The organism is Flavobacterium sp. F52, from assembly GCF_000278705.1.
GTDB lineage: Bacteria > Bacteroidota > Bacteroidia > Flavobacteriales > Flavobacteriaceae > Flavobacterium > Flavobacterium anhuiense.
On record NZ_AKZQ01000037.1, the window covers coordinates 341,156 to 366,347 of the forward strand.

Consider the following 25,192-nt stretch of genomic DNA (forward strand, 5'->3'; position numbering starts at 1 on the left):
TACTCTAAAGTCTTGAATAATAATTGTTTAAATTTATATCAAAATAATTATTGCAAAAGAACAATTTCAGATTTTACGCCGTGACTTTTTTATAGAAAGATTTCAAGTTTTACCGAAAGGTTGTTGAAGAATATTGATTACAAATTCCCAAAAATTAAAAATTAAATCAATATAATCGGATGTGTTATTGGCAATTAAGAGTTTCAAATTTAAAACATTTGACTCTTGTCTTATTGTGCTGCTGTAACTTCAATTTTGCTCAGCAGGATACCAGCAGTCTTGCATCTGCAAAAAAAATAAGACTCGATGAAGCAATTTTATTAGGAATTAAAAATAACCGGCAATTAAAACTGGCAAATGCTGATTTGGCTATTGCTAACGAAAATGTCGGTCAGGCAAAAATTGCAAAAGCGCCAAGAATAAGTTTGAATGGCGGATACAACTACATCGGAGATCCTAAACTCTATGAAGGATTTTATGCCAGAAATGTCACCGTAGATTATTACGATCATCAGGCTTTTGCTAATATTATTTCTTCACTTCCAATTTACGCCGGAAATGCCATTAACACCAGAATCAATCAGCAGGAATTAATTAGTCAAATGCAGGAATCTGTTGTGCGAATGACAGAAGCCGATGTCAAAAATGCCATTACAGAACAATATTTCACTCTTGAAAAATTATATCGCCAAATTGAGGTTACGAAACAGAATATCATCAATACTGACATTCGAATAAATCAGCTGAAATCGCGTGTAAAAAACGGTCAGAATCTGACAAGTGACCTTTTGAGAACCGAACTGCAACAATCTAATTTTAAGGTTTCGGTTTTTAGAAGCACCAATACCATTCAGCTTATCAGCAATTATCTGGATATATTAATCGGTTTCCCCACCAATACAATTCTGAAACCTGAAGTGACAGAAAGTATGATTCCGACAGAAAATATGAACCTGCAAGAAAGTTTGGAAGAGGCTTTTCAAAACAGAGAAGAAATAAAAAGGGCAAGTATAAGAATCAAATTGTCAGAATCTTCGCTGAGTTTGACCAAAAGCGGATTTAAACCCAATTTAAATGCAAACCTCATTCTGAATACAGAATATCCGGCTCAATGGCCCAATTATGTCAATATTCTGAATTACTGGGCAGCGGGACTTTCTTTAAACTGGGATATTTCGAGTTTTTATAATCTGAAACATCGGATAAATGGTGATAAACTGGAAATTGATAAAAGCAATATTGCTCTAGAAGTAACCAAAGATCAGATTACTACAGAAGTAAAAAATGCATTTGTGAGATATGCTGAAAGTAAAGAAAACATCAAAACCTACAAAAAAGATGTCGAGCTGTCAATGAGCAATTATAAAATTGTAAAAAGCCGCTATGATAATGATTTTGCTTTAATCAGCGAGATTGTAGATGCAGAATTACAGTTAAATAACTCCAGAATTTCACTTGTAAACGCCAATTTAGATTTAATCATTCAATATTACTCACTTCAATATGCAATGGGCAAACTTTAAAATTTCTTGTTATGAGCGAAGCAGATACACAAAAAGAGGCACTTCAGAAAAGTGAAAAAAAGAGAAACAGCATTCTTACGCTACTGTCTTTTGTTTTTTTACTTGCAGGGGGGGTGTGGATTTTAAGTTTGTTCTTTGATTTCAGCTCTTACGAAACTACTAATAATGCTCAGGTAGAAGCTTACATCAATAACGTTGCGGCAAGAGCGACTGGCCATATAAAAGAAATTCGTTTTGAAGCCAATCAGCAGGTGCATAAAGGCGATACATTGGTTGTTTTAGACGATTCAGAATATATCATCAAAGTCAAACAAGCAGAAGCTGATTTGGCTATAGCCGAAGGAAATCTGCATTCGCTACAGCAAAATATAACCACTTCGATTTCTAATCAGGCTTCGGGAAAAGAAAAATTGGCGGGAGATTTGGCGAGTTTAGAAAAAGCACAAAAAGATTATCAGCGTTTCAAGAATATGTATGCCGATTCGGCTGTGACGAGAAATCAATATGATCAGGTTATTTCCAAATTAAAATCGGAAGAAGCTTATGTAAAGGCGGGCAGAAAAGGTCTAGATGCCAGCAGTTCGATTACCAAACAGAGTTCGATTAATCTTGAAGCTGCCACAGCAACCGTTGCGAGAAAGAAAGCAGATCTTGATGCAGCAAAATTACAGCTGTCTTATACGGTTATATTGGCTCCAGCAGATGGGTTTGTTGGCGAACGAAATTTGTCTATTGGCGAATTAATCAATGCCAATCAGACCATTGCTACAATTGTACTGACTGAAAAATTATGGATTTCAGCGAATTTTAAAGAAACTCAAATCGAAAAAATAAAGCAAGGACAAGAAGTGACCATTACAATTGATGCCTTAGACGGAAAAGAATTTAAAGGAAAAGTTGCTGGTTTTTCTCCAGCCACAGGAGCCAAATTCTCTATGGTTGAACCCGATAATTCGACTGGTAATTTTGTGAAAATCACACAGCGTATTCCAGTGAAAATTGAATTTGAAACTCTAACAAAAGAGCTTCAGGAAGTAAGACCAGGAATGAATGTAACAGTTGAAGTAAAAAAATAAGAGATGTTTGCAGGGAAAAAAAGGAGCGTTTTTACATTGGCAGGATTGTATATCCTGACGATTCCTTTTTTTAACGGACTCAATGTCACAACTTATGATAATTCGCAGATATTAGGACATTTCGGACCTTCTACCACGGCTTTTAGTTATGCGGTTTACATTCCCATTTTTGCAATGTTGGCTTTTTTGCCTTTAGGCTTGAAATTAGGAAAACAAATTAAAGTTCGAACCATGATTTTATCGGTTTCGTTTTTGTCTCTGCTTTTCAATACGGCATCCTTGTTTGCGCCCACTATTGTTTGGTTTGTTTTATGCCGTTCGCTTTTGGCAATTGTTTCCATTATCGGAATATTTGCTTCGATGGTGCCCATTTTGTTAAAATACAATCCAGCTTTAAATATGGCTTTGATGTATGGAATTTTTCAGTTTATTCAAAAAGGGAGCCAGCATTTGTATCAGTATTTAGGAGCACATTTTGTGAGTTTTCATAATTGGACGTTTGGAATTTATTTTCTGAATGTCAACTTTTTGATCTGTATTATTCTGGCTTGGTATTTTTACAGAGCCGATGTGGCGCCTCTCAAAATCAAATTTCAATTTGATTGGAGAGGCTGGATTATACTGATTCTATTTTTTACGATTATCCTTTTTTTATGTGCCGAAGGTCAGACCAGAAATTGGTTTAATGATCCTAAAATAACATTAGCTTCAGCAGTTTTGTTTATCGTGGCAGGAATCTATTTGCTTCATGTTCGTTTTACGGAAGAACCATTAATTAATCCGGATGTTTACAAATTTAAAAATGTGATTCCCGGTGCATTTTTAATGTTTTATATCGGAATAATGAATGGGACAGGAAGCGTTGTAACAGGTTATATGACCAATGTTTTAGGTTTTGATCCTGTCTTGGGAGCGGTAACGCATCTTTCGCTTTTAATTGGATTATGCATCTCGATTCCGCTTTCGACTTATCTTTTATACAAACGCATTTATCTGGCAACGATTTGGGTGATTGGTTTTGCTTGCTACGGAATGTATCATATTATACTTTTTTTCAGATTTTATCCAGGAATCGACGCGTCCGATTTTTATCTGCCTTTAATTTTTAAAGGGTTAGGAATGGGATTTCTTTTTCCTGTTTCGCTGCTTTACATTTCAGAGGGAATTCCTCCGTTTCTAAGCACATCGCGCATGATGACTGGAATTATTGCTCAGGCAGTTTTTGCTTCTTTGTTGGGAAGTGCTGTTTTAGGAACTTTTATTTCGAACATGAATGTGCAGCATAAAACTGGTCTGAGCCAGCAGCTGAGTCCGATAAATAAACAAGCCGAAAATCAGTTGGAAAATTCAAAAAGGCAATTTATATATATGGGTTTATCAGATGCAGAGGCGCAGAAAAAAGCAGAAAAAAGCCTTTCTAATCAAACCTCGCAAGCCTCAATATTATTGGCTTACAAAGATATTTATCTCGTCATGTCGGCAGTCTGTTTTCTGCCCATTTTCATTATACTGATTTTCAAACTTTGGCGTAGACCAATTGGAAGAGTTGAAGTAGAGCCGATTCCGATTTGAAGATGAAAGATGAAAGATGAAAGATGAAAGATGAAGGATGAAAGATGAAAGAAGCAAGATGAAAGAAGCAAGATGAAAGAAGCAAGATGAAAGAAGTGAGAACATAGATTTTTTCCGAGGTTTCGGGATTGGAATTTAATATTTGAAATTAACATTATGATAGTAAAAAAAGATCGTTTTTTATACCGCTTTTGGACTCAAGAAAAAGGGCTCAGCGGTATGTTGATATTGCTGTTTATCATGCATTTCATTATCATTCCTTTTTTCGGCAGTTTTACACGCTTTGTGGTTGCTGTTAATATATTTTGGATGCTGTTTCTCTTTGCTGGAATTTTGGCATTATCCAAACATAAAAAACAGGCTCTAATTATTTCAATAATTCCATTTTTATTCATTGTAACACAATGGATTAATTATTTTGAACATAATATTTTTATTCTCTTTGCCGACCTTATTCTTTCTATTGCCATCATGCTTCTGCTAATTACTTTGGTTTTAATAAAAGTTCTAGAACCTGGTCCAGTTACTACTTACCGCATTGTGGGTTCGATTGTAGTTTACATGCTGTTGGTTCATTTTTGGTCAACCCTTTATTTATTTCTTTTTGAACATATTGAAGGTGCTTTTCAGATAACCGAATCGAAATTTACAAGCAATAGCGATTTGGCTAGTTTTATGTATTTCAGCTATATCTGTATCACTTCAACAGGTTTTGGGGAAATAGTGCCTCTTCATCCTTTGGCTCGTTCCCTAGTTCAGATTGAAGTGCTTACCGGCGTTTTGTATCCAGTAATCTTAATTGGAAGGTTGGTTTCAGATGCCAATTTCTCTATTAATAAGACTGAGAAGTAATAAAGAATAAAGAATAAAGAATAAAGAAGTCAGAGTACGGATTTATAGAGAGAATTCATTCACCATTAACAATTCACAATTATAACCATTCACCATTAAAAATAATAACCATGAAAACAACTTATTCGAATAAAAAGAAAGAACTCTTTGATACTATTTTGCAGTTATTTTTCATATTTCTCCTTGTCGGGTTTTGTCTTAAATTGCTGTTGCCTTTTTTTATGCCTATCCTTTGGGCTATAATACTGTCTGTTGTATTTTATCCGTTGTTTAATTCATTGCAGCGAATATTAAAAGGACGTAAAGTATTGGCATCGGTTGTCATTACTATTTTGATTATTGCCATTATGGTGGTGCCTCTTATTTATTTCCTGAAAGCGGCGACTGGCAATTTTTTGGAACTGAAGGACAGCTTTGAAGCAGGAACGCTTAAAATTAGTCCGCCGGGGCCTTCTATAAAGGAATGGCCGATAATTGGGAAGCCTCTTTACGAATTTTTGCTGACGATGTCAACAGATTTGGAACAAGGTGTTGTTAAATATCAAGATCAGATTAGAGAATTGTCATCTAAAATTATGGCAAGTATTTTGAGTTCTGGTGCTGCATTTCTTCAATTTATACTTTCGGTTATTATTGCTGGAGTTTTATTAGTATCGCCAGGAGGTAAAGCTTTCTTCATGAAATTCCTTAAAAAAATTGCAGGAAGTGAAGCTGAAGAAATTATGACAATTTCTGTTTCAACAATTTATCAAGTGGTTAAAGGCATTTTGGGTGTTGCCGTTATTCAGACTCTGATCCAGGCCATCGGATTATTTATGGCTGATATCCCTTATGCGGGAATATTGACCTTGATTTGTTTGATATTTTCTATTTTACAAATTGGACCCATTATAATTAATATTGGAGTTATTATCTATCTTTTTTCAACAGGAGATTCTGGCCATGCTGTTTTTTGGACTGTGTTTTTTATCATCAGCGGACTTTCAGATAATGTTTTAAAGCCGCTTCTATTAGGGAAAGGAGCGCTTGTGCCAATGCTTGTAATTTTTCTGGGTGTAATTGGCGGTTTCATCATGTCAGGTTTCATCGGATTATTTGTCGGACCAATTGTGTTTTCAATAGGATATAAATTATTTGTAGCATGGTTAGATGATAATCCCGAGCCCGTTGAAGAACCTGCAGACGATATTGAAATTGTCTAAATTGTTGATGGTTGATTGTTGATGGTTAGCTGCGAATTGTCAATCGTTGCTATGTTTTTGCATAGCCCCTAGTTTCAACTAGGGGTTTTCGGAATCGAATATCGTTATTATTTAAACTAAAGCCTTTTTTGTGCAAATTTTGTGTATATCCCTAAAGATGGAGGCAATTGATTATTTAGAAAGTTTTACACTTGAATTAACAATTCACAATTTATAATTCACAATTAAAAGAAGTATTTTTGCAGGATTATAATTCCAGCAAATGAAACGTTCCGGCACGGCAGATCTTCCTTTACATTATGGACATGTTCCATTATGGCTTGCTGAGCGAATGTCTAAGTTAGGTTTGGCCATTGTAGAAACTATTGCAATGGAATTTTCGACTTCTGAAGTAATCAGCAAATTAAGCAATCCGTTTTGGTTTCAGAGTTTTGGAGCTGTAATGGGAATGGATTGGCATTCGTCTGGAATTACAACTTCGGTGCTTGGAGCTTTGAAAAAATCGGTTAATCCGCACTCAAAAGAGTTGGGAATTTATATTTGTGGAGGAAAAGGAAAACATTCTATGGCAACGCCACAAGAACTCTTATTTGTGGGAGAAAAGACAGGCCTCGATGGAATCAATCTTGCCAGCTGCAGCCGACTTACGGCAAAAGTGGACAATACCGCCATTCAAGACGGATTTCAATTGTATCAGCATAATTTTATTGTAGATAATAAAGGACAATGGGCTGTTATCCAGCAGGGAATGAATCCGAATTCTAGAACTGCCAGAAGATATCATTGGCATTCGCAAGATTTAAAATCTTTTATAAATGAACCACACACGTTTATTTATGGCGAAAACCAAGGTTCGATTTTAAATCTCACAGCCAATGCCGCAACAAAATCTCGCGAAGGTATTTTAGAATTGGTAAAAGAATCGCCAGTTAAAATCATAAAAGAAATGCAGCATCTTTCTATGCCTGCGCACCATGATGTGAGAATGGAAGATGTGAATATGAAAAGATTGGGAGCCATGCTTTGGGCTACTCACGAAAATAAGCCCGAAGATTTTGAAGAATTATTGCTCTTAAAAGGAATGGGGCCGAGGGCTTTGCAATCTTTAGCTTTGGTAAGCGAAATCATTTATGGAACTCCAACACGATTTGAAGATCCAGCACGTTTTTCATTTGCTCATGGCGGAAAGGACGGACATCCGTTTCCTGTTCCCGTTAAAATCTACGATGAAACTATCGATACTTTGCAGAGAGCGATTAATCGCGCCAAAATCGGAAATAGCGATAAATTGAGTGCCATTCAAAAACTATCTGAGATTTCGCGGAAAGCAGAAGAAAGTTTTACGCCAAATTCTAATTTTGATGCTCTTATCCAGAGAGAACGAGAGGAATCTTATAAATATGGCGGAAAAACTGTTTTTGGAGATGCCAAACCTCCCCAAAAGAAACCCATAAACCCAAACAATCAGCTGGAATTATTTTAAGAATCATAACTTCTATCAGCCTTTAGTTATATAAAAATTCAATAATGTCACAAAACGAAAAATCAATTTATACTTTACAATTCATTTTACTTTGTTTGAGTTCTTTATTATTTTCATCAAGTTTTAATATGATGATTCCTGAACTTCCTAATTATTTAAGCAGTTTGGGAGGAGCAGAATACAAAGGGCTTATTATCTCATTGTTTACATTAACAGCTGCGATTTCGAGACCTTTCAGCGGTAAGCTTACCGATAAATGGGGACGTGTTCCGGTTATGGCTATTGGTTCTTCTGTATGTGTGGTATGCGGATTTTTGTATCCTATTTTGAGTTCTGTTTCGGGATTTTTGTTGTTGCGTTTGGTTCATGGTTTTTCAACAGGATTTAAACCAACCTCGACATCGGCTTATGTGGCAGATATTATTCCGCAGCACAGATGGGGAGAAGCTCTCGGAATGCACGGATTATGTTTTAGCATCGGAGGAGCATTGGGTCCTGCACTGGGGAGTATGATTGTGAATAATTATGGCATTAATGTAATGTTTTACACTTCGTCATTTTTGGCTTTCTTTTCAATTATAATCGTGATGAACATGAAAGAAACTCTTAAGTCGAAAGAAAAATTGAACAGATCAATGTTCATTATAGGAAGAAACGATATTGTAGATAAAAATGTGTTTCCTGCGGGAATTATTACTTTTCTTTCATACACAGCTTTCGGGCTTATTTTAACTTTAATCCCAGATTGGAGCGAGCATTTGGGAGCAACCAATAAAGGTATCTTTTTTACCGCTTTTACTATCGCTTCGGTTATGGTGCGTTTTGGGGCAGGAAAAGTTTCAGATAGACATGGCCGACCAAAAGTAATTATGGCTGGATTAATCATAACTTCGATTGCACTTTTTATAATTAGTTCGGGAAGAGATATTGAGATGTTATTGATTGGAGCTGGAATTTATGGAGTTGGGACTGGTATTTTGTCTCCAGCAATTAGCGCATGGACCATAGATATGAGCAATCCTGAACATAGAGGAAAAGCGGTTGCCACAATGTATATTTCGATGGAACTCGGAATTGGATTAGGAGCGCTTTTGGGTGGAACTTATTATAATGATCAAATCAATCGCATACCGCAAATCATTAGATTTGATATATTGGTGCTAATTTTAGGAATTGTATATCTTACTTATTGGGCGAAAAATAGAAAGAGAATTAATGTATGACTTTAATAGACCTTATTCTTTTCGAATATTTAACTGCACTTTAAAATTGCCGTAATAAGGATTTTCGGCCATTAAAGAATGGCCAATTGCCAGAATATGAGTTCCTTTTTGTTGAAGCGGGATTTTCAAGTCCATTCCAAAAGGGCCATCTGAGGTTTTATCAGGAAAAATAATTTGATTAAATCGGATGTTTCCTTTTCCTGCATCTGGAACAATTTGAGCGTTTAATTCACCCAAAACTTCATTTTTGAATTGAACATACACTTTTGAATTCAGAGAATCTAAATGGCCTTCAGCTGAAAACACATTTTCTTCATTTTTGAAATTCATAGCAATAGTATCGCCTATTTGTTTATTTTCCTGCTTTTCTTTTTGAACAACAGGTTTTGTAGCGTCAGCAGCAGTTTTATTATTTTCCTTCTGCTGACATGAAAAACAGAAAATTGAAATTAGAAGTATATACCAATTTTTCATAGTGCTATTTTTAGTTCATCATTTCAAAGCTTCCTGGTTTTTCTTCGTTCTCATCATATTCTCCTGCAAGATTATCATTTAAATCTTCTTCTTCTTCCCAGTCATTTTCGTCATATTCCGAGTCGAAATCATATTCAAGATTATCTTCCAATTCTCCTAGTTCTAGATTGTAGTGATTAGAAGCTGTCAGCCTATTGTTATAATCGCCTTCTAGATAATCATCATAATTTAATAATAGCTGTTCCTCGTAAGAATTCATTTCTAATCCAAATTCGTCTGACATGTAATTTTCTGATCTCATATTAAATAAGTTTTAAAGAATAATTGTATCTAATTCTGTATTAGATTATTCTAAAATTACATTCTAACACGGCTAATTGTTTTATATAATTTTCTAACAGTCTTATCAAATTTTCATTTAACCAAAAAAGGCAAGGGCAAGAAGATTGAAAAAATACAAATTGGTTCTTTTTCCAACTATAATTCTGGCTATTCAATATTATTAAGATTAATCATATTGATATTTAAAAAAATGCTTTACGAAATCCTTTGCGCTTGTTTTAACTGCATCATCTTTTGGTTTTTAACACTAAAAATGTTTAATATTGTGTTTTTGATCCTCACTTTTTATTGTTAAATGTCTGTTTACCGCAAATATGCTGATCATATTTTATTGAATCTTCTTAAGGAAGATGATCAATTAGCGTATACAGAAATTTTTGAGAGATATTCCAGACTTTTAGTAAATCATGCTTACAAAATGATTGGGAATCAGGATGAATCAAATGACGTTGTTCAAGAAGTATTTTTATTTATTTGGAACAAACGCCATGAGCTGGAAATTACGGGTTCTCTATCTTCTTATTTGTACAAAGCAACAAAAAACAAAATCCTTAATCATATTGCTCACGAAAAAGTGGTTTCGCGTTATGCTGATTCGATTTCGAATTTTATAGAAAGCGATTATGTTTTTGCTGATTCTAAACTCAGAGAAAAAGAATTAGAAGCAATTATTGAAAGCGAAATAGCCTTACTTCCTGAAAAAATGCGTGAAGTTTTTCTTTTAAGAAAAGTACAAGAACTTTCGTATGATGAAATTGCCTTACAATTAAATATAACCGACAAAACAGCTAAACAGCAAGTTTATAATTCGCTGAAAATTCTTCGTGGAAAACTAAAATCGGCCCTAAATGTTTTCATTTGGTAATTTTTTCTTGTTCTTTTTGTTAAAATTTAAAACAAAATTTACTTCTAATAACCTCATTAATAAAGAGAAACTAACGTTTTGATGAATTTATTAATGATAAATTAATATTTTTTTGATTTTCATCTATGACAAAACCCATTTCTAACTGTCTTACTATAAAACGAGACAAAATTTCGTGTTGTAATTATGAATGAAACTGAATTTCTAGAACTGCTTAAAAAATATCAAAATGGCACTTTATCTCATGAAGATAAGGACAAACTTGATGCGTGGTATTTACATAAAGCTTCAAATAGCAAGAGACAGCTTAGCGAATACGAATTGGCAGATAGTTACGAACATTTGAAATCGAGGCTTCCGTTGGCTCAAAAAACAAAAGTGATTAATATTTGGCCGCGTGTTGCCGCTGCAGCATCAATTATTGTGCTGTTAGGCGCTGGAATATTCTATTTTGCAAAATCGGAAACGGCAGCAAAACAAGAAAATATTCAGATTGTCGAAAAGGCAAAAGAAATTGCTCCAGGCGGAAACAGAGGGATTTTGACGCTTTCTAACGGAAAACAGATTATACTTTCTGATATTTCTTCGAAAGATATCATTGCTAAAGAAGATCAAGATGAGGTAACTATAAAAATGGATGCCAATGGAGTGATTACTTATGTTATAAATCCAGATGCGGATACTTCAAAAGAAAATGGCAATTCATTTAATACACTTTCTACGCCAACTGGAGGGCAATATAATATTGTCTTAGCAGACGGCACAAAGGTATTCCTGAATGCCGTTTCGTCTATCAAATATCCAACTCAGTTTAACGGAGATCAAAGAGTCGTAGTATTGGAAGGAGAAGCTTATTTTGAAGTTGCTAAAGATAAAAGCAAACCTTTTATAGTAAAATCTGATAAACAGACCATTGAGGTTTTAGGAACACATTTTAATGTTCATGCCTATAATAATGAAGCAGCTGTAAAAACTACATTATTAGAAGGAAGTGTTGCGGTTTCTTCTAAAAATCAGAAAGCAATTTTAAAACCGGGCCAGCAGTCTAATATAAGTGATAATGCTAAAATTGCCATTAGAGAAGTTGATACAGAAGCGGCAATAGCTTGGAAAAATGGCCGATTTAAATTTGATAATGCTGATCTGAAATCGGTAATGAAACAGCTGGAACGCTGGTACGGAATTAAAGTAGAATACCGCGGCGATGTCTCAGACGTGAGATTTAACGGTGGTACTTTTAGAAATAAAAATTTGTCTGAAGTATTAAAAGTGCTTGAGCTTAGCAATATAAAATTTAAGGTCGAAGGAAAAACGATTACCGTCTATCCGTAAGTCTTTTTATTTAACCGATTATATTGAGTTTATAAACTAAAAAACCAGAGGCAGTTGCGATGCTTCTGGTTGTTTAAAAAGTTTATAGCCAATATAAGTTGTCCACTATTGTTTAACTATAACCAATGTAAATGTATGAAATTAAATTTACAACCAAAAAAACCTTACAAAAAACTTAAAAAAAAGATTCCAAAAGTTAGTTTTCTGGCTTTATTAAGTCTTCTGTTTACTTTGTTTTGCAGTTATAAGAGCCAAGCTCAGACTATTACTGTCAATTTTAAAGACGCATCGCTTGAGACGGTATTAAAAGAAGTGGCCAAACAAGCTAATTATGAAGTTTTTTACACTCAAAAACTGCTTAAAGATGCTAAACCTGTTACGATTAATGTAAAGAATTCTTCATTGAAGGAAACTTTAAATCGGATTTTCAGCGGTCAGAATTTAAAGTTCAATCTTGCGAACCAAACTATAGTAGTGACTGGTTCAAAAGATAAAGCCGAGAACTTGGGAAACGAACTGATCGATATACGAGGAAAAGTACTAAACAATAAAAATGAACCTTTTCCGGGAGTAACAGTTACGGTTTCTGGAACTAACAGAGTAAGCATAACCGATTTTGATGGTAGTTTTTCTTTTGATAAAGTTTCATCAAGTGCTGTTCTTGAATGTTCTGGACTAACTATTGAGAATAAATCTTTTGGGATTGCAGGACGCACAGAATTAACACTCATTGTTGAAGACAAGGTAGCTGCCATGAAAGAAGTTGTGGTAACGGGTTTTCAGACAATTGCCAGAAGTAATTTTACTGGTGCTATTGGTAAAGTTGAGGGAAAGGTATTAAACGAAAATATTAATGCTAATTTATCAAGTGCGCTTGAAGGCCGTGTAGCTGGTTTGATGTTTCAAAAAAATCCAAACGGACTTGGATCGGACCAGCCGATATTGAGAGGTATTGGTACTTTTTCTGCAGATGTTGGGTATAGTCCGCTAGTAGTAATAGATGGTTTGCCAACTGAATTGACATTGGATGAAATCAATCCGTATGATATCGAAAGTGTTGATGTTCTTAAAGATGCAGCTGCGGCTTCTATCTATGGGTCAAGAGCGGCAAATGGTATTATTGTATTGACTACCAAAAAAGGAAATGGTAAATTAAAAGTGACCATAAACTCAGATTTCTTTATCTCAGATAAACCTAATTTGAGAGATATGAACTATGCCTCAACAAGTGAATTGATTGATTTTGAGCAGGCGGTTTATAATAGAGAAAGAGCAAGATTTGCCGATACGGCTACAATGTTTAGCAGTTATGGAGATATTGGAAATACCAGTTCTAAATATTACAGCCCTCTTTATCAATTAAACAGAAATTTGGAAGAAGGAAAAATCGATAATGCAGCTTATAACAGCACTATTGCGCAATGGAGAAAGAATGATTATAATAAAGATTATCGCGATAATGTTTGGCAGAATGAATTAAGACAGCGTTATAATGTTGCATTTTCGGGTAGTACAAGTAAGCAGAATACTTATGTGTCTCTTAATTATGATGAATCTAGAAATCGTATAAAATACAATAACGGACGTACATTCAATCTTTATGCAAAAAGCAGTTTTCAGATAAACAACTGGTTGAATGCTACATTTGGAGTAAATGGAACATACAGTAATGATGAAGTTACAGAATATGATCTTGGGAATTACGATATTCAAAAACGATACGAGCGTATTACAGATGATAACGGAAATTTAGTTCAATCTTCATTTGCATCCATTAGAGATGGATTTACTTCTAGCGGTGCTCTTAATCCAGCTATGGTTGAAAAATTATCAGGTTTAAGCGGATTTAAATCTTTTAATTTTAATGTCCTTGATGCACTTAAAGAAGGTATTGAAGAGCAAAATTCATTAAGCTTAAGAACTTTTGCTAATGTAAAAGCTAAATTATGGAAAGGTCTAAGCTTTAATACGCAATTTCAATATGAAGTAAGAAAAAATGATAGAGAACAATACCATGACGTCAATTCTTATAGAATGCGTTATGCTATCAACGCACTAACAGGCTATAATCCGACTACAAATGCATACACTTATGTGGATGGTTTTTCTACGGGAGGACGATATAAGCAGTCTAGCAGTCAGGCGAGCAATTATTCTTTTAGAAATCAATTAGATTTTAATCAAGAATTTGCGGAAGGGAAACATTCTGTTAATGCTTTAGTGGGAACTGAAATGCGCGAAACTTTTGTTCCAAGAAGCATAGAACAACTTCGATATGGGTATGATCCTGTTACACTTACTTCTGCAGTATTAAACAATCTTGCACTTAGCCAAACGGGAGTTTCTAGTTATATTTTTGGGAATAACAGAACACTTTCAGCGTTAGGCAGAACACAGCAAGAAATCCTTCATCGTTACTTTTCTATTTTTAGTACTGCGAGTTATACTTATTTATCAAAATACAACCTTACGGGGAGTTACCGAGTAGATAGAGCAGATTTGTTTGGAGTTGATCCAAAATATAAAAACCGTCCATTATGGTCTGTAGGTTTAGGCTGGAATATCAGCAATGAAGATTTTATGAAAGAGGTTAAATGGGTAAGTATGTTAAAATTGAGATCAACTTATGGTATAAACGGAAATGTTGATCAAAATACAACGCCTTATATTACTGCTACAAGAAGAAACGATAACCTGTATCAATCTTTACAATATACAAATATTACGGCTCAGCCAAATCCGATGTTAAGATGGGAAAAAACACAAAGTACCAATATTGGTGTAGATTATAGCTTATTTAGAGCTAAATTAAACGGTACGATTGATGTTTATCACAAATACAGCAGCGATTTATTGGCAACTACAGATCTTGATCCTACTGTTGGTGCTTTGTCGAGAAAAATCAATGCAGGAGCTCTATTAAATAAAGGTATCGAATTTAGTATCGGTTCTGAATGGTACAATAACGGTAACTTCCGCATTAATTCTAATTTAGTTTTTGCCCACAACAAGACAACCGTTAAAAAAGTAACAAGAGCTGAATCGACAGCATCGGTATATGTTTCTTCGCCAACCAATTTTTTTCTAGAAAATGAATTATTTAATAGTATGTATGCTTACCAATACGGAGGAACAGTAAATGGTTATCCTTACGTTTTGGATGAAAACGGAAATCCTTCTATAACTTTTGATGAAAACGGAAATCCAGTTTCAACAAGTATAAAAACGATTACCAATGCAGATGCCTTAGTAAATGTGGGAACTTTAATGCCAACTTACACAGGTTCATTATCTCAGCGTTTTTCGTATAAACAATTCGATTTAAATTTTCTGTTTGTTTTCTCGGGAGGAAACGTAATGCGTAAAGAAACTTTAGATATGAGTTCTGATGCCGTAAATCTTTCTGGTATCACAAATCGTTATACTGACACAAATAGAAATGACAATACTCGTTTGTATGTTGATTTTGCCGAAAATATTAGAAATTATGCAGGAACAATAAGCAGCCAATGGAGAAACTCAACAGCAAATGTTGTAGATGGCGATTATATTAAATTGAGAAATATTTCTTTGGCTTATAATCTTCCTAAAGCTTTTGCAACTAAAATAAAGATGGCGTCTGCAAAATTTACTTTTCAAATGAATAATATTTGGTATTGGAGTGCAGCTGGTAATCGTATTGATCCAGAGGTTTATAGCCTAAATTCTGGTACGCGTAATTTACCATTGCCAAAAGCGTATTTACTAGGTCTTAATCTTACTCTTTAAAAATGAAACAGGTTTATATACTATTATTGTCTTTGATGATGTTAACGATTTCATCATGCGAAGAATACACTGAAATAACACCCAAAGGCGCTTTGGTGATCGAAACTCCTCAACAATTTCTTGAATTAGTTTCGCTGCCAAATAGAGGGTATCCAATCAATAACTTTCAATATTTGTCAGATGACCAATGGATGAGAGAGGCTAACGTAATAGGAAGAACTCCAAACATTGACATCATTAATTTTACTTTTGATGAAACTATAGACAGGGTTTCTTTATTCACAGCTTCAAGTTTTTATAATCAAGCTTATACTTATATTAATAGATGGAATACTGTTATTTCGTTGGTTGATGATAGTAAAGGAGATGAGAGCATAAAACAATTGGCCAAAGCCGAAGCTAAAATTTATAGAGCGTACGATCATTTCTTATTAGTAAATACGTATGCTAAAGCTTATGATCCGCAAACCGCTGCGACTGATGGAGGAATTTGTATCATGGATAAATTTGATCTGGAAGCGCAGCCTTCAAAATCTACTGTTGCTCAGGTTTACGATTTCATACAGAAAGATATAGAAGATGCATTGCCATATTTGAAGGAAAAACCAATGGATGTTTATCATCCTTCATTGGCATTTGCCTACGCATTTAAAGCTAAAGTACATTTGTTTAAACGCGAAATTGCGGCGGCACAGGCTGCGGCAGAAAAGTCATTGAGTTATAACAATCAGATATTTGATATGGTTGCTTACAGCGCAAAAGGAGGGCCAACATCAGTGGCTGTTCCAGCTGCAGACAATATTGAAGTTCTTAGTTATATGTACATGACAGGTTATAACGAAATGAATTTTGCGCAGAGCTATATTATTAGCCCTGAATTGAGAACTTTATTTGGAACAAATGATGCTCGTTTTAATTTGTTTTTCAATTCTACGAGTACAACCAATTTAGATCAGGGTTCGAATACTGCTTATTGGGGAGTTCAATATACAAGGTTTTTTTATCCAACAGTTGGCATGAAGACTACTGAAGTATATTTAATGCTAGCAGAATGTTATGCCAGAGACAATAAATTAAACGAAGCAGTAGGAGTTTTAAATACTTTAAGAGCAAAACGTATTCTATCTGGCACAGTAAATTTAACGGTTCCTACAACTAGAAAAGAAACTATGGAATTGGTGGTGAACGAACGCAGAAAAGAACTGCTTTTAGGATTTAATAGATTTTTTGACCTAAAGCGATTAAATACAGAAGCAGAATATGCAAAAACAATAACAAGAGTATTTCCAATCGTAAACAAAACAGTTCCTCAAAAGACTTATACATTGCAGCCTAACTCAAGATTGTACATTATTCCGTTTCCTTTATCGGCACTGACAAAAAATCCAAAGCTTACTTTAAATACAGACGAAAAAGTTCCGTTTTAATTTCAATGAAAAAGTTAATTATAATACTAACCATGCTGTCTGCTTGGCAGCATGGTTTTGCTCAAACCCCAGAAAAAAAAGCCGATAGTACCAGTACACAGCCCAAAGGCATGCAGGCTTATAATAAGGTAATAACAGAAAAAGCAAAAAATAAATCAGGGCTTTTTACTGTAAGCCAGGTTGATACTAAATATTATTTTCAGATTCCAGATAGCTTGTTTAATAGATACATGCTAGTGGTAACACGATATTTATCTACTCCGGAAGGAATGGGAGCTTTTGGAGGAGAAAAAGCCAACGAACAAACCATTTATTTTGAAAAAGGAGCTAATAACACGGTTTATTTGAGATCGCTTCAATATAAGCAAGATGTGCGTTCGGCTGATTCAATGTTGGCAAAAGCATTGGCTGGAAGTAATGAAAACCCAATTGTAGGGGCTTTTGCAATCAAGACAACTAATCCAGATAACGGAAATATTGTTATTGATGTAACAGATGCATTCAAAAAAGATAATCCGATGTTTTCTTTAGAAAGCAAAGAGAAAACAGAAAAAAAACTGACTTCTCTTGCCGATGATAAATCTTTTATTGAGGCTATTGATACCTATGCAATCAATATCGAAGTGAAAACCACAAAAACGTACACAAGCAGTACTGCAAGCAGCGGAAGCATAACTATTAGATTAAATACATCTATTGTATTATTGCCTAAAACACCAATGCGCAAACGTTTTTTTGATGAAAGAGTGGGATACTTTGCTAACAAATATGTCCTTTTTGATGATGACGAACAACGCGCACAGAAGAAATTTATCATTCAGAGATATCGTTTAGAGCCAAAAGACAAAGACATTAAAAAATATCTAAAAGGCGAATTGGTTGAACCAAAAAAGCAAATCGTTTATTACATAGATCCAGCAACGCCAAAAAAATGGAGACCATATTTAATTGCGGGAATCAACGACTGGCAGAAAGCTTTTGAGGCCGCTGGTTTTAAAAATGCGATTGTAGGGAAAGAATGGCCAGAAGACGATAAAACAATGAGTCTAGAAGATGCAAGGTATTCTGTAGTAAGATATTACGCTTCTGAAACGCCAAATGCGTATGGGCCTCGTGTGAGCGATCCAAGAAGCGGTGAAATTATAGAAAGCCATGTTGGTTGGTATCATAATGTGATGAAATTAGTGCAGCGCTGGTATATGATTCAGGCTGGACCTCTTGACGCGAGAGCAAGAAAAATGCATCTGGATGATGAATTAATGGGACAATTAATCCGTTTTGTTTCTTCGCATGAAATAGGTCACACTATTGGTTTACGCCATAATATGGGAGCAAGCAATGCTACTCCAGTCGAAAAACTTCGTGACAAAAAATGGGTAGAAGCCAATGGCCATACCGTTTCTATTATGGATTATGCCCGCTTTAATTATGTGGCGCAGCCAGAAGACAATATTAGTCCAAAAGGAATTTATCCGCGTATTGGAAGCTACGACAAATGGGCGGTTCAATGGGGTTATGGATATTATCCAAATGCAAAGGACGAGTTTGAAGAAGAAAAAATATTGGCAAAATTAACTACTGATAGTTTAGCTGCTAATCCTAAATTATGGTTTGGGGGAGAAGGTAAAGATGAAGATCCGCGCAGCCAAAGAGAAGATATCGGTGATGACGCAGTAAAGGCAAGTGATTACGGAATAAAAAATTTAAAGCGCGTTGTGCCAAATCTTATCGAATGGACCTATCAGCCTAATGATGCTTACGATAATTTATCGGACATGCATAAAGCGGTGGTGTCCCAATATAGTATCTATTTGTACCATGTATTGAAATATATCGGCAATAATTATGTGACCAAAAGAACTGTAGATGAAAAAGGTGTTGTCTATCAGCAGATACCAAAAGCAAAAGTAAAAGCCGCGATTGACTATGTCGGAAGACAATTGTTTGTAGCTCCGCTATGGATGTACCCGCAGGAAATTGATCAGCTTATTTCTTTAAAAACAGCTGATCAAATTTCAGATCAGCAGAATCAGGTTTTAAATATGCTTTTAAGTCCAGGCATGCTGTACAATATCAGTCTTAAATCGATCCAGTTTGAAAATGCTTATACAGTTCCTGAATTTTTAAACGATTTGCAGCAGACAGTTTGGGTGAAATTTACAGGCGATGAAAAACAGGATTTTTACAGAAGAAGTTTACAGCGTGGTTATATTGAAAAACTAGGTATGCTATTATTGCCAAAAGAAGCAGAACCCGGAAAAGCTTTAAATGCAGCTCAGCGAAGCGATATTAGATTGTATGGGAAACAGCATCTTTTAAAATTAAGAGATGAAATCAAAAAATTAGAAGATGCTTCTTCAGGATTCAATAAAGACCACTTCGAAAGCATTTTAATCGAAATCGATAAAATCGTTAATAAATTAGATAAAACCGCGATATGAAAAAAATATTAGTTGTAGCATTGATTTGCTTAAGTACTCTGGCTCAGGCACAATTAACGTCAAAAGAAGAAGTGACTCCAGAATTGGTGCAAAAAAGAGAAGAGCAAAAGAAAGAAATTACAAAGAGTTATTTGGCTTTAAAAAATAGCTTAATACTTTCGGATAGCCTTGTTGCCGGTAAAAGTGCTGTGGCTTTGACGAATTCTTTGAAAAACTTCAAGTTTAAAAAATTAACGTTGGAGCAAATGAACATTGCTACAATTTCAAGAAAAGAAATTATAGAATTGGCTAATCAGATTGCCGCGACAAAAAACATTAATAAACAGCGCAAGATTTTTGAGACTCTTTCAGTAAAGTACTGGGATCAGGCTTCAAAGTTTAAAGCAGCAGATGAAACATTATATTTACAAGTCTGCCCAATGACTGGCGCAGTTTGGACAAGCGATAGTAAAGAAATCAAAAATCCATATTATCCCAAAAATATGCTTACCTGTGGTGAAGTAAAAGCAACTTTATAGTTTTTTTAATTTGAATTAGTTTGATAGATGCGGTCTTCTTTGTAGGGAAGCCGTATTTGTCGTTTAGAATACTTAATGCCACCGTTATAGTTAAAACTATTGTAGAAACAATTGAAAAAAAGCCTGTAAACAAGAGTTTACAGGCTTTTTTATGGAGTCGCAGGGATTTCATTCGAATGTTTATTGATAAACTTAAACAAATTCATTAAAGTGGTATATGTAATTTAAGTTCGAGACAAAGAAGATTGCAATCATTTTACATTATGTCCAGTATTTGAAAGTAGTATTTTTTGAGCTTTTATCAGGTGTAATTTTTCCTTTATATTTTCTTTTTCGAGTTTTTGAAGTAATTAAGGAAACTCCGAATCAATCATCTTAAGTGCACTAAAGAATAATTATCTGTTTTCTTTCATTATTATATTTGTTTAAAGGATAATAATCTTTATAAGCATACATAAAAAGAATAATTATCTGATTTTTAGTATGAATGAAAATATTTAATCTTTTATTTTAAAATTTGCAGGATAAAAAACTAAATATTATCATCAAATGAAAGCGAACATACAAGAAGAAAGGGAAATAAACGAAAAGCAAGATATTAAAACCACTCAGAATGCAATCAAGAATGATTTCGCATTCAAACTAAAGAGCACCTGTTTAGATGAAAACTATCACCCCTCAAGCCAAACGCGTTTGACAACCAATTTTGCGAATCTGGCTAGAGGAGATAAGCGCCAGCAAAACTTACGCAATGCCTTAAATATGATTAACAATCGATTCAATGCATTGGCTCATTTGGATAATCCAAAAGCTGATCGTTACCTTATAGAACTTGAAATCCTCACAGTAACGATGAGTATTGATGATAAAAATGGCAGTAACGATTTACCGATGATTGAAGTTTTAAAAACGAATATTATTGACCGTAAAACTGGCCAGCAAATCGAAGGGATTGCCGGAAACAATTATTCTTCTTATGTTCGTGATTATGATTTCAGTATTTTATTGACCGAGTACAATAAAAATAAATCTACTTTTTCTATTCCTGAAAATTTTGGCGATTTGCACGGAAAACTTTATAAATGTTTTGTGAATTCGGTCACTTATAAAGAGCATTTTAAGATGTCACCGATCATTTGTTTAAGTGTATCGAGCAACAAAACGTATACCCGCACTGACTATCAGCATCCTGTTCTGGGTTTTGAGTATCTGCAGAATGAATATTCTCTCACTGATGAATATTTCTCTAAAATGGGCTTAGAAGTTCGTTTTTTCATGCCTCCGAATAGTGTGGCACCGATGGCTTTTTATCATTCTGGAGATCTGCTTGCCGATTATACTGATCTTGGATTAATCAGCTCAATCAGCACAATGGAGACTTTCCAGAAGATTTATCGTCCTGAAATTTACAATGCAAATTCAGTGGCTGGAAAAATCTATAAGCCTAGTCTTAAACACGAAGATTATTCACTGACTCGCGTGGTTTATGACCGCGAAGAGCGCAGCCGACTGGCTGTTGAGCAGGGTAAATATGCAGAAGAGCATTTCATTAAGCCTTACAAAAGTCTCCTGGAACAATGGTCTGCTAATTTTACCCTTTAATTGATTACAACGCATTAAAATTATATTATTATGAAAAAATTATTATTACCCACCTCTATTGTTGGAAGTTTGCCCAAACCAGCCTGGCTTGCACCACCCGAAAAACTTTGGTCACCATGGAAATTAGAAGGAGATCAGTTACTTGAAGGGAAACAGGATGCTCTGCGCATTTCTCTGCAGGAACAGCAATTGGCAGATCTAGATATCATTTGTGACGGCGAACAAACACGCCAGCATTTTGTAACGACTTTTATCGAGCATTTAAGCGGTGTAGATTTTGAAAACCGTAAAACCGTAAAAATCCGTAACCGTTATGATGCGAGTGTTCCAGTGGTTGTAGGTGAGGTTGCACGCCAAAAAGCAGTTTTTGTTGAAGATGCTAAATTTTTACGCAAACAGACTAATAAACCTATAAAATGGGCATTGCCAGGCCCGCTGACAATGGTAGATACCTTGTACGACGACCATTATAAAAGCCGAGAAAAATTGGCATGGGAATTTGCGAAAGCACTCAATCAAGAAGCAAGAGAACTTCAAGACGCAGGGGTAGATATTATCCAGTTTGATGAACCTGCGTTTAATGTGTTTTTTGATGAAGTGAACGATTGGGGAATGGCGGCATTAGAAAGAGCCATTGAAGGTTTACATTGTCAAACTGCTGTTCATATTTGTTATGGTTATGGAATACAGGCAAATACCGATTGGAAAAAGACATTAGGTTCTGAGTGGCGACAATACGAAGAAATTTTCCCGAAAATTCAAAAATCTAAAATTGATGTGGTGTCTTTAGAATGTCACAACTCCAATGTGCCTTTAAATTTAATGGAATTGGTTCGCGGTAAAAAAGTAATGGTCGGTGCCATTGATGTGGCAACCAACACTATCGAAACACCAGAAGAAGTAGCTGATACCCTGCGTAAAGCTCTTGAGTTTGTAGATGTCGAAAATCTTTACCCTTCTACAAACTGCGGTATGGCTCCGTTATCTCGAAACGTAGCTAGAGGCAAATTAAGTGCTTTAAGCGCAGGAGCAGAAATTATACGCAAAGAACTTGGGATTAGTCTCGATATTAATAATGGAGTCCATACCTCTATGGAGGAATAATATTTAGTACACATTGAAAAAATTATTACAAGTATTAAAAAAAGCAGGTTTCGACGGTTTCCTGTTAATGATAGCCACCATGATTCTGATGGCTTATTTTTTGCCAAAGCCAGGCATGGTTAAAGAACCTGTTTCGCTGGAGGAGATTGCCAATGCTGGGGTTTCCTTGATTTTCTTGTTTTATGGCATGCGACTGAGTGCTGAGAAACTAAAAGCCGGACTTTCCAACTGGAAAATGCACATTGTCGTCCAGTTGACCACCTTTTTATTTTTTCCGCTCATTGTTTTGGCATTTCGCCCGTTGTTTGTCAATAACGGGTTCGAGCTGCTGTGGTTGGGTGTATTTTTTCTGGCGGCTTTACCGTCAACAGTATCCTCTTCTGTAGTAATGGTTTCTATCGCCAAGGGAAATATCCCCGCAGCGATTTTCAATGCTAGCATTTCTAGTTTGATCGGAGTATTGGTTACGCCGCTCTGGGTTGGGCTGTTTATAGCTTCTGCGACAGGCGATTTTGATGTTACTCAAATCGTCATAAAGTTGATTCTTCAAGTCTTGCTGCCTGTCATGATTGGCATAAGCTTAAATTTCCGTTTTGGCGCCATTGCCGAAAAATACAAGAAGCAGCTCAAATATTTCGACCAGGCAGTTATTCTAACCATTATTTACACTTCGTTTTGCAAGTCATTCTCCGAACATCTTTTTGAAGGTTTCACCGCTCTTGAACTTGCTGGACTTGCTGTAGGGATGATGGCGTTGTTTTTTGTGGTATTCTTTTGTGTAGGACTACTCAGCCGTCTGCTTGGTTTTTCAGATGAAGATCGTATTACGGTCTTATTCTGCGGGTCAAAAAAGTCATTGGTACATGGCACTGTTATGTCAAAAGTACTTTTTCAGCACAGTACTATCACCGGGATCGTATTGCTGCCGCTCATGCTTTACCATGCATTGCAATTGATTGCCGCCAGTATTATCGCTCAGGGTATGGCTCGGCGAAAAGAAGTGTAATTTTTTTTATATGAAATTAAGTGCAGGTTATTATTTTTTTAATTAGTGAAAAATTAGATTTTTGTGTTGCTTCTAGTTGTATTTAAAGAATTTTATTCTAATTTAGAAATAAATTAAACCTATTTTAAAGTAAAATTCTATGGAGCAGATAGATGATATTGATCTTCAGTTATTAAATATACTTCACGATAATTCTAAATATACAGTAAAAGAACTGGCAAAGATGGTAAATCTTTCCCCATCGCCCGTTTTTGAGCGTATTAAAAGATTAGAGAACAATGGTTATATTAAGAAATACATAGCGCTTCTTGATGCAGAAAAATTAAACAGGGGATTCATTGTTTTTTGTAATATCAAACTAAAACAGCATGATCGTAATATTGGGAATCAGTTTGTCAGTGATATTATGAAAATAGAAGAAGTTGTAGAATGTTATAATATCTCAGGAGATTACGATTTTTTAATGAAAGTTTCTGCCAAAGATATGAAGCATTATCAGGATTTTGTGTTTAATAAATTGGGATCAGTTGAAAGCATAGGAAGTACCCAAAGTACCTTTGTTATGTCGGAGATAAAAAATATGTATGGATAGCTCCGAGATGTTTTAAAATTATTTTGGAATTGCTATCATTTAGCATCAAAAAAATAAGATAAACCAAAGGGGAAAAAATATCAACCAAATTGTCAACCAAAAAAAAACAAAAAGCCTGTAAACAATTTGTTTACAGGCTTTTTTGTGGAGTCGCCGGGAATCGAACCCGGGTCCAAACAAGCAACTAAAGAGCTTTCTACACGCTTATTTCCTGATTGGATTTTCGATGTTGAGCTAGGCCAGAAACAACCACCCAACACTTATCTTCTTAAATTTCGAAATCCACCCGAAGCTCATGGAAATCTAGGTTTATTTTTACGGTTCCCCTTAACGGAACGCCACAAACCAAGGCTTTCCAAGAGAATCCAGCTTCTCTACCTTGTAGAGACGTGGCGTAATCTTACTATGATTCGGATTATGCAGCTAAAGCGTAATTATTTTCGCCGTGTAAAAGTTCGAGATCTTATATTTACGAGCAAGGTCTCAATGCTCGACGTGCTTACTGTTCAATTCGACTTGCTGTCAAAACCAGTCGACCCCAAAAAATAAGTCTGCAAATTTAGAGTATTTGAAATTACTTTCTGCTAAAATTTTCAAAAAAATATAAGTCCAAAGTCCAAAGTCGGAAAGTCTAAAGCCGGAAATCGAAACTTGAAAGTTATAAAGTTTTTAAAATCAAAAGCTTACTTTCTTTTGCTCCTTTTTATTGTACCTCAATTAGTATATTAAAAGACAAAGTCAAAATAGACAACAACTTTAAGACTTTGGACTTTCGACTTTGGGCTTTATG

19 protein-coding genes and 1 other RNA gene are annotated in these 25,192 nt (G+C 35.1%); 17 read left to right on the forward strand and 3 right to left on the reverse strand.

Going from position 1 to position 25,192, the window contains the following annotated elements:
* Positions 1–179 precede the first annotated feature (179 nt).
* From FF52_RS19990 to FF52_RS20020, 7 genes are all read left to right on the forward strand, one after another.
* The gene (locus FF52_RS19990) at positions 180–1,523 is read left to right on the forward strand and encodes a TolC family protein (RefSeq protein ID WP_008468420.1); all 1,344 of its coding nucleotides are present in this window, start codon (positions 180–182) and stop codon (positions 1,521–1,523) included.
* 11 nt (positions 1,524–1,534) lie between these two features.
* Positions 1,535–2,599 carry an HlyD family secretion protein gene (locus FF52_RS19995; RefSeq protein WP_008468421.1) on the forward strand — a complete coding sequence of 355 codons (1,065 nt, stop codon included), beginning with the start codon at positions 1,535–1,537 and terminating at the stop codon, positions 2,597–2,599.
* A gap of 3 nt (positions 2,600–2,602) precedes the next feature.
* Positions 2,603–4,171, forward strand: a complete 1,569-nt coding sequence (locus tag FF52_RS20000; RefSeq protein WP_008468427.1) for an MFS transporter — start codon at positions 2,603–2,605, stop codon at positions 4,169–4,171.
* A 156-nt stretch (positions 4,172–4,327) separates the two neighbouring features.
* The gene (locus FF52_RS20005) at positions 4,328–5,023 is read left to right on the forward strand and encodes an ion channel (RefSeq protein ID WP_008468428.1); all 696 of its coding nucleotides are present in this window, start codon (positions 4,328–4,330) and stop codon (positions 5,021–5,023) included.
* Positions 5,024–5,133: 110 nt separating this feature from the next.
* Positions 5,134–6,225 carry an AI-2E family transporter gene (locus FF52_RS20010; protein ID WP_008468429.1) on the forward strand — a complete coding sequence of 364 codons (1,092 nt, stop codon included), beginning with the start codon at positions 5,134–5,136 and terminating at the stop codon, positions 6,223–6,225.
* Positions 6,226–6,487: 262 nt separating this feature from the next.
* Positions 6,488–7,708 carry a DUF763 domain-containing protein gene (locus FF52_RS20015; protein WP_008468430.1) on the forward strand — a complete coding sequence of 407 codons (1,221 nt, stop codon included), beginning with the start codon at positions 6,488–6,490 and terminating at the stop codon, positions 7,706–7,708.
* A gap of 44 nt (positions 7,709–7,752) precedes the next feature.
* Positions 7,753–8,931: an MFS transporter gene (locus tag FF52_RS20020; RefSeq protein ID WP_008468431.1), complete on the forward strand. Its 1,179-nt coding sequence runs from the start codon at positions 7,753–7,755 to the stop codon at positions 8,929–8,931.
* A 12-nt stretch (positions 8,932–8,943) separates the two neighbouring features.
* On the opposite strand, the gene FF52_RS23240 is transcribed toward FF52_RS20020, so the two are convergent.
* Both FF52_RS23240 and FF52_RS20030 read right to left on the reverse strand, forming a co-directional pair.
* Positions 8,944–9,405: a hypothetical protein gene (locus FF52_RS23240; protein WP_008468432.1), complete on the reverse strand. Its 462-nt coding sequence runs from the start codon at positions 9,403–9,405 to the stop codon at positions 8,944–8,946.
* Positions 9,406–9,415: 10 nt separating this feature from the next.
* Positions 9,416–9,706, reverse strand: coding sequence for a hypothetical protein (locus FF52_RS20030; RefSeq protein WP_008468434.1), 291 nt, complete (start codon positions 9,704–9,706; stop codon positions 9,416–9,418).
* Positions 9,707–10,042: 336 nt separating this feature from the next.
* Here FF52_RS20030 and FF52_RS20035 point away from each other — a divergent pair, with 336 nt between their 5' ends.
* From FF52_RS20035 to FF52_RS20085, 10 genes are all read left to right on the forward strand, one after another.
* Positions 10,043–10,612 carry an RNA polymerase sigma factor gene (locus tag FF52_RS20035; protein ID WP_008468436.1) on the forward strand — a complete coding sequence of 190 codons (570 nt, stop codon included), beginning with the start codon at positions 10,043–10,045 and terminating at the stop codon, positions 10,610–10,612.
* A gap of 186 nt (positions 10,613–10,798) precedes the next feature.
* On the forward strand, positions 10,799–11,944 hold the full coding sequence (locus FF52_RS20040) for a FecR family protein (RefSeq protein ID WP_008468438.1): 1,146 nt from the start codon (positions 10,799–10,801) through the stop codon (positions 11,942–11,944).
* A 135-nt stretch (positions 11,945–12,079) separates the two neighbouring features.
* Complete coding sequence (locus FF52_RS20045; RefSeq protein ID WP_008468440.1) at positions 12,080–15,712, forward strand: SusC/RagA family TonB-linked outer membrane protein; 3,633 nt, start codon at positions 12,080–12,082, stop codon at positions 15,710–15,712.
* A gap of 2 nt (positions 15,713–15,714) precedes the next feature.
* Positions 15,715–17,139, forward strand: coding sequence for a RagB/SusD family nutrient uptake outer membrane protein (locus FF52_RS20050; protein WP_008468442.1), 1,425 nt, complete (start codon positions 15,715–15,717; stop codon positions 17,137–17,139).
* Positions 17,140–17,144: 5 nt separating this feature from the next.
* Positions 17,145–19,580 carry a zinc-dependent metalloprotease gene (locus tag FF52_RS20055; protein WP_035692010.1) on the forward strand — a complete coding sequence of 812 codons (2,436 nt, stop codon included), beginning with the start codon at positions 17,145–17,147 and terminating at the stop codon, positions 19,578–19,580.
* Positions 19,577–20,098 carry a DUF3347 domain-containing protein gene (locus FF52_RS20060; RefSeq protein ID WP_008468446.1) on the forward strand — a complete coding sequence of 174 codons (522 nt, stop codon included), beginning with the start codon at positions 19,577–19,579 and terminating at the stop codon, positions 20,096–20,098. The genes FF52_RS20055 and FF52_RS20060 overlap by 4 nt, the downstream gene beginning before the upstream one ends.
* A 549-nt stretch (positions 20,099–20,647) precedes the next feature.
* Entirely contained in the window at positions 20,648–21,700 is a 1,053-nt protein-coding gene (locus tag FF52_RS20070; RefSeq protein ID WP_008468447.1) for a DUF1852 domain-containing protein, read from the forward strand.
* Between the two features lie 30 nt (positions 21,701–21,730).
* Complete coding sequence (locus FF52_RS20075; RefSeq protein ID WP_008468449.1) at positions 21,731–22,804, forward strand: methionine synthase; 1,074 nt, start codon at positions 21,731–21,733, stop codon at positions 22,802–22,804.
* A 13-nt stretch (positions 22,805–22,817) separates the two neighbouring features.
* Positions 22,818–23,810, forward strand: coding sequence for a bile acid:sodium symporter family protein (locus tag FF52_RS20080; RefSeq protein WP_008468453.1), 993 nt, complete (start codon positions 22,818–22,820; stop codon positions 23,808–23,810).
* Between the two features lie 139 nt (positions 23,811–23,949).
* Positions 23,950–24,402, forward strand: coding sequence for an Lrp/AsnC family transcriptional regulator (locus FF52_RS20085; protein ID WP_008468454.1), 453 nt, complete (start codon positions 23,950–23,952; stop codon positions 24,400–24,402).
* Between the two features lie 142 nt (positions 24,403–24,544).
* On the opposite strand, the gene ssrA is transcribed toward FF52_RS20085, so the two are convergent.
* Positions 24,545–24,942, reverse strand: a transfer-messenger RNA (tmRNA) gene (ssrA, locus tag FF52_RS23470).
* Positions 24,943–25,192: the final 250 nt, after the last annotated feature.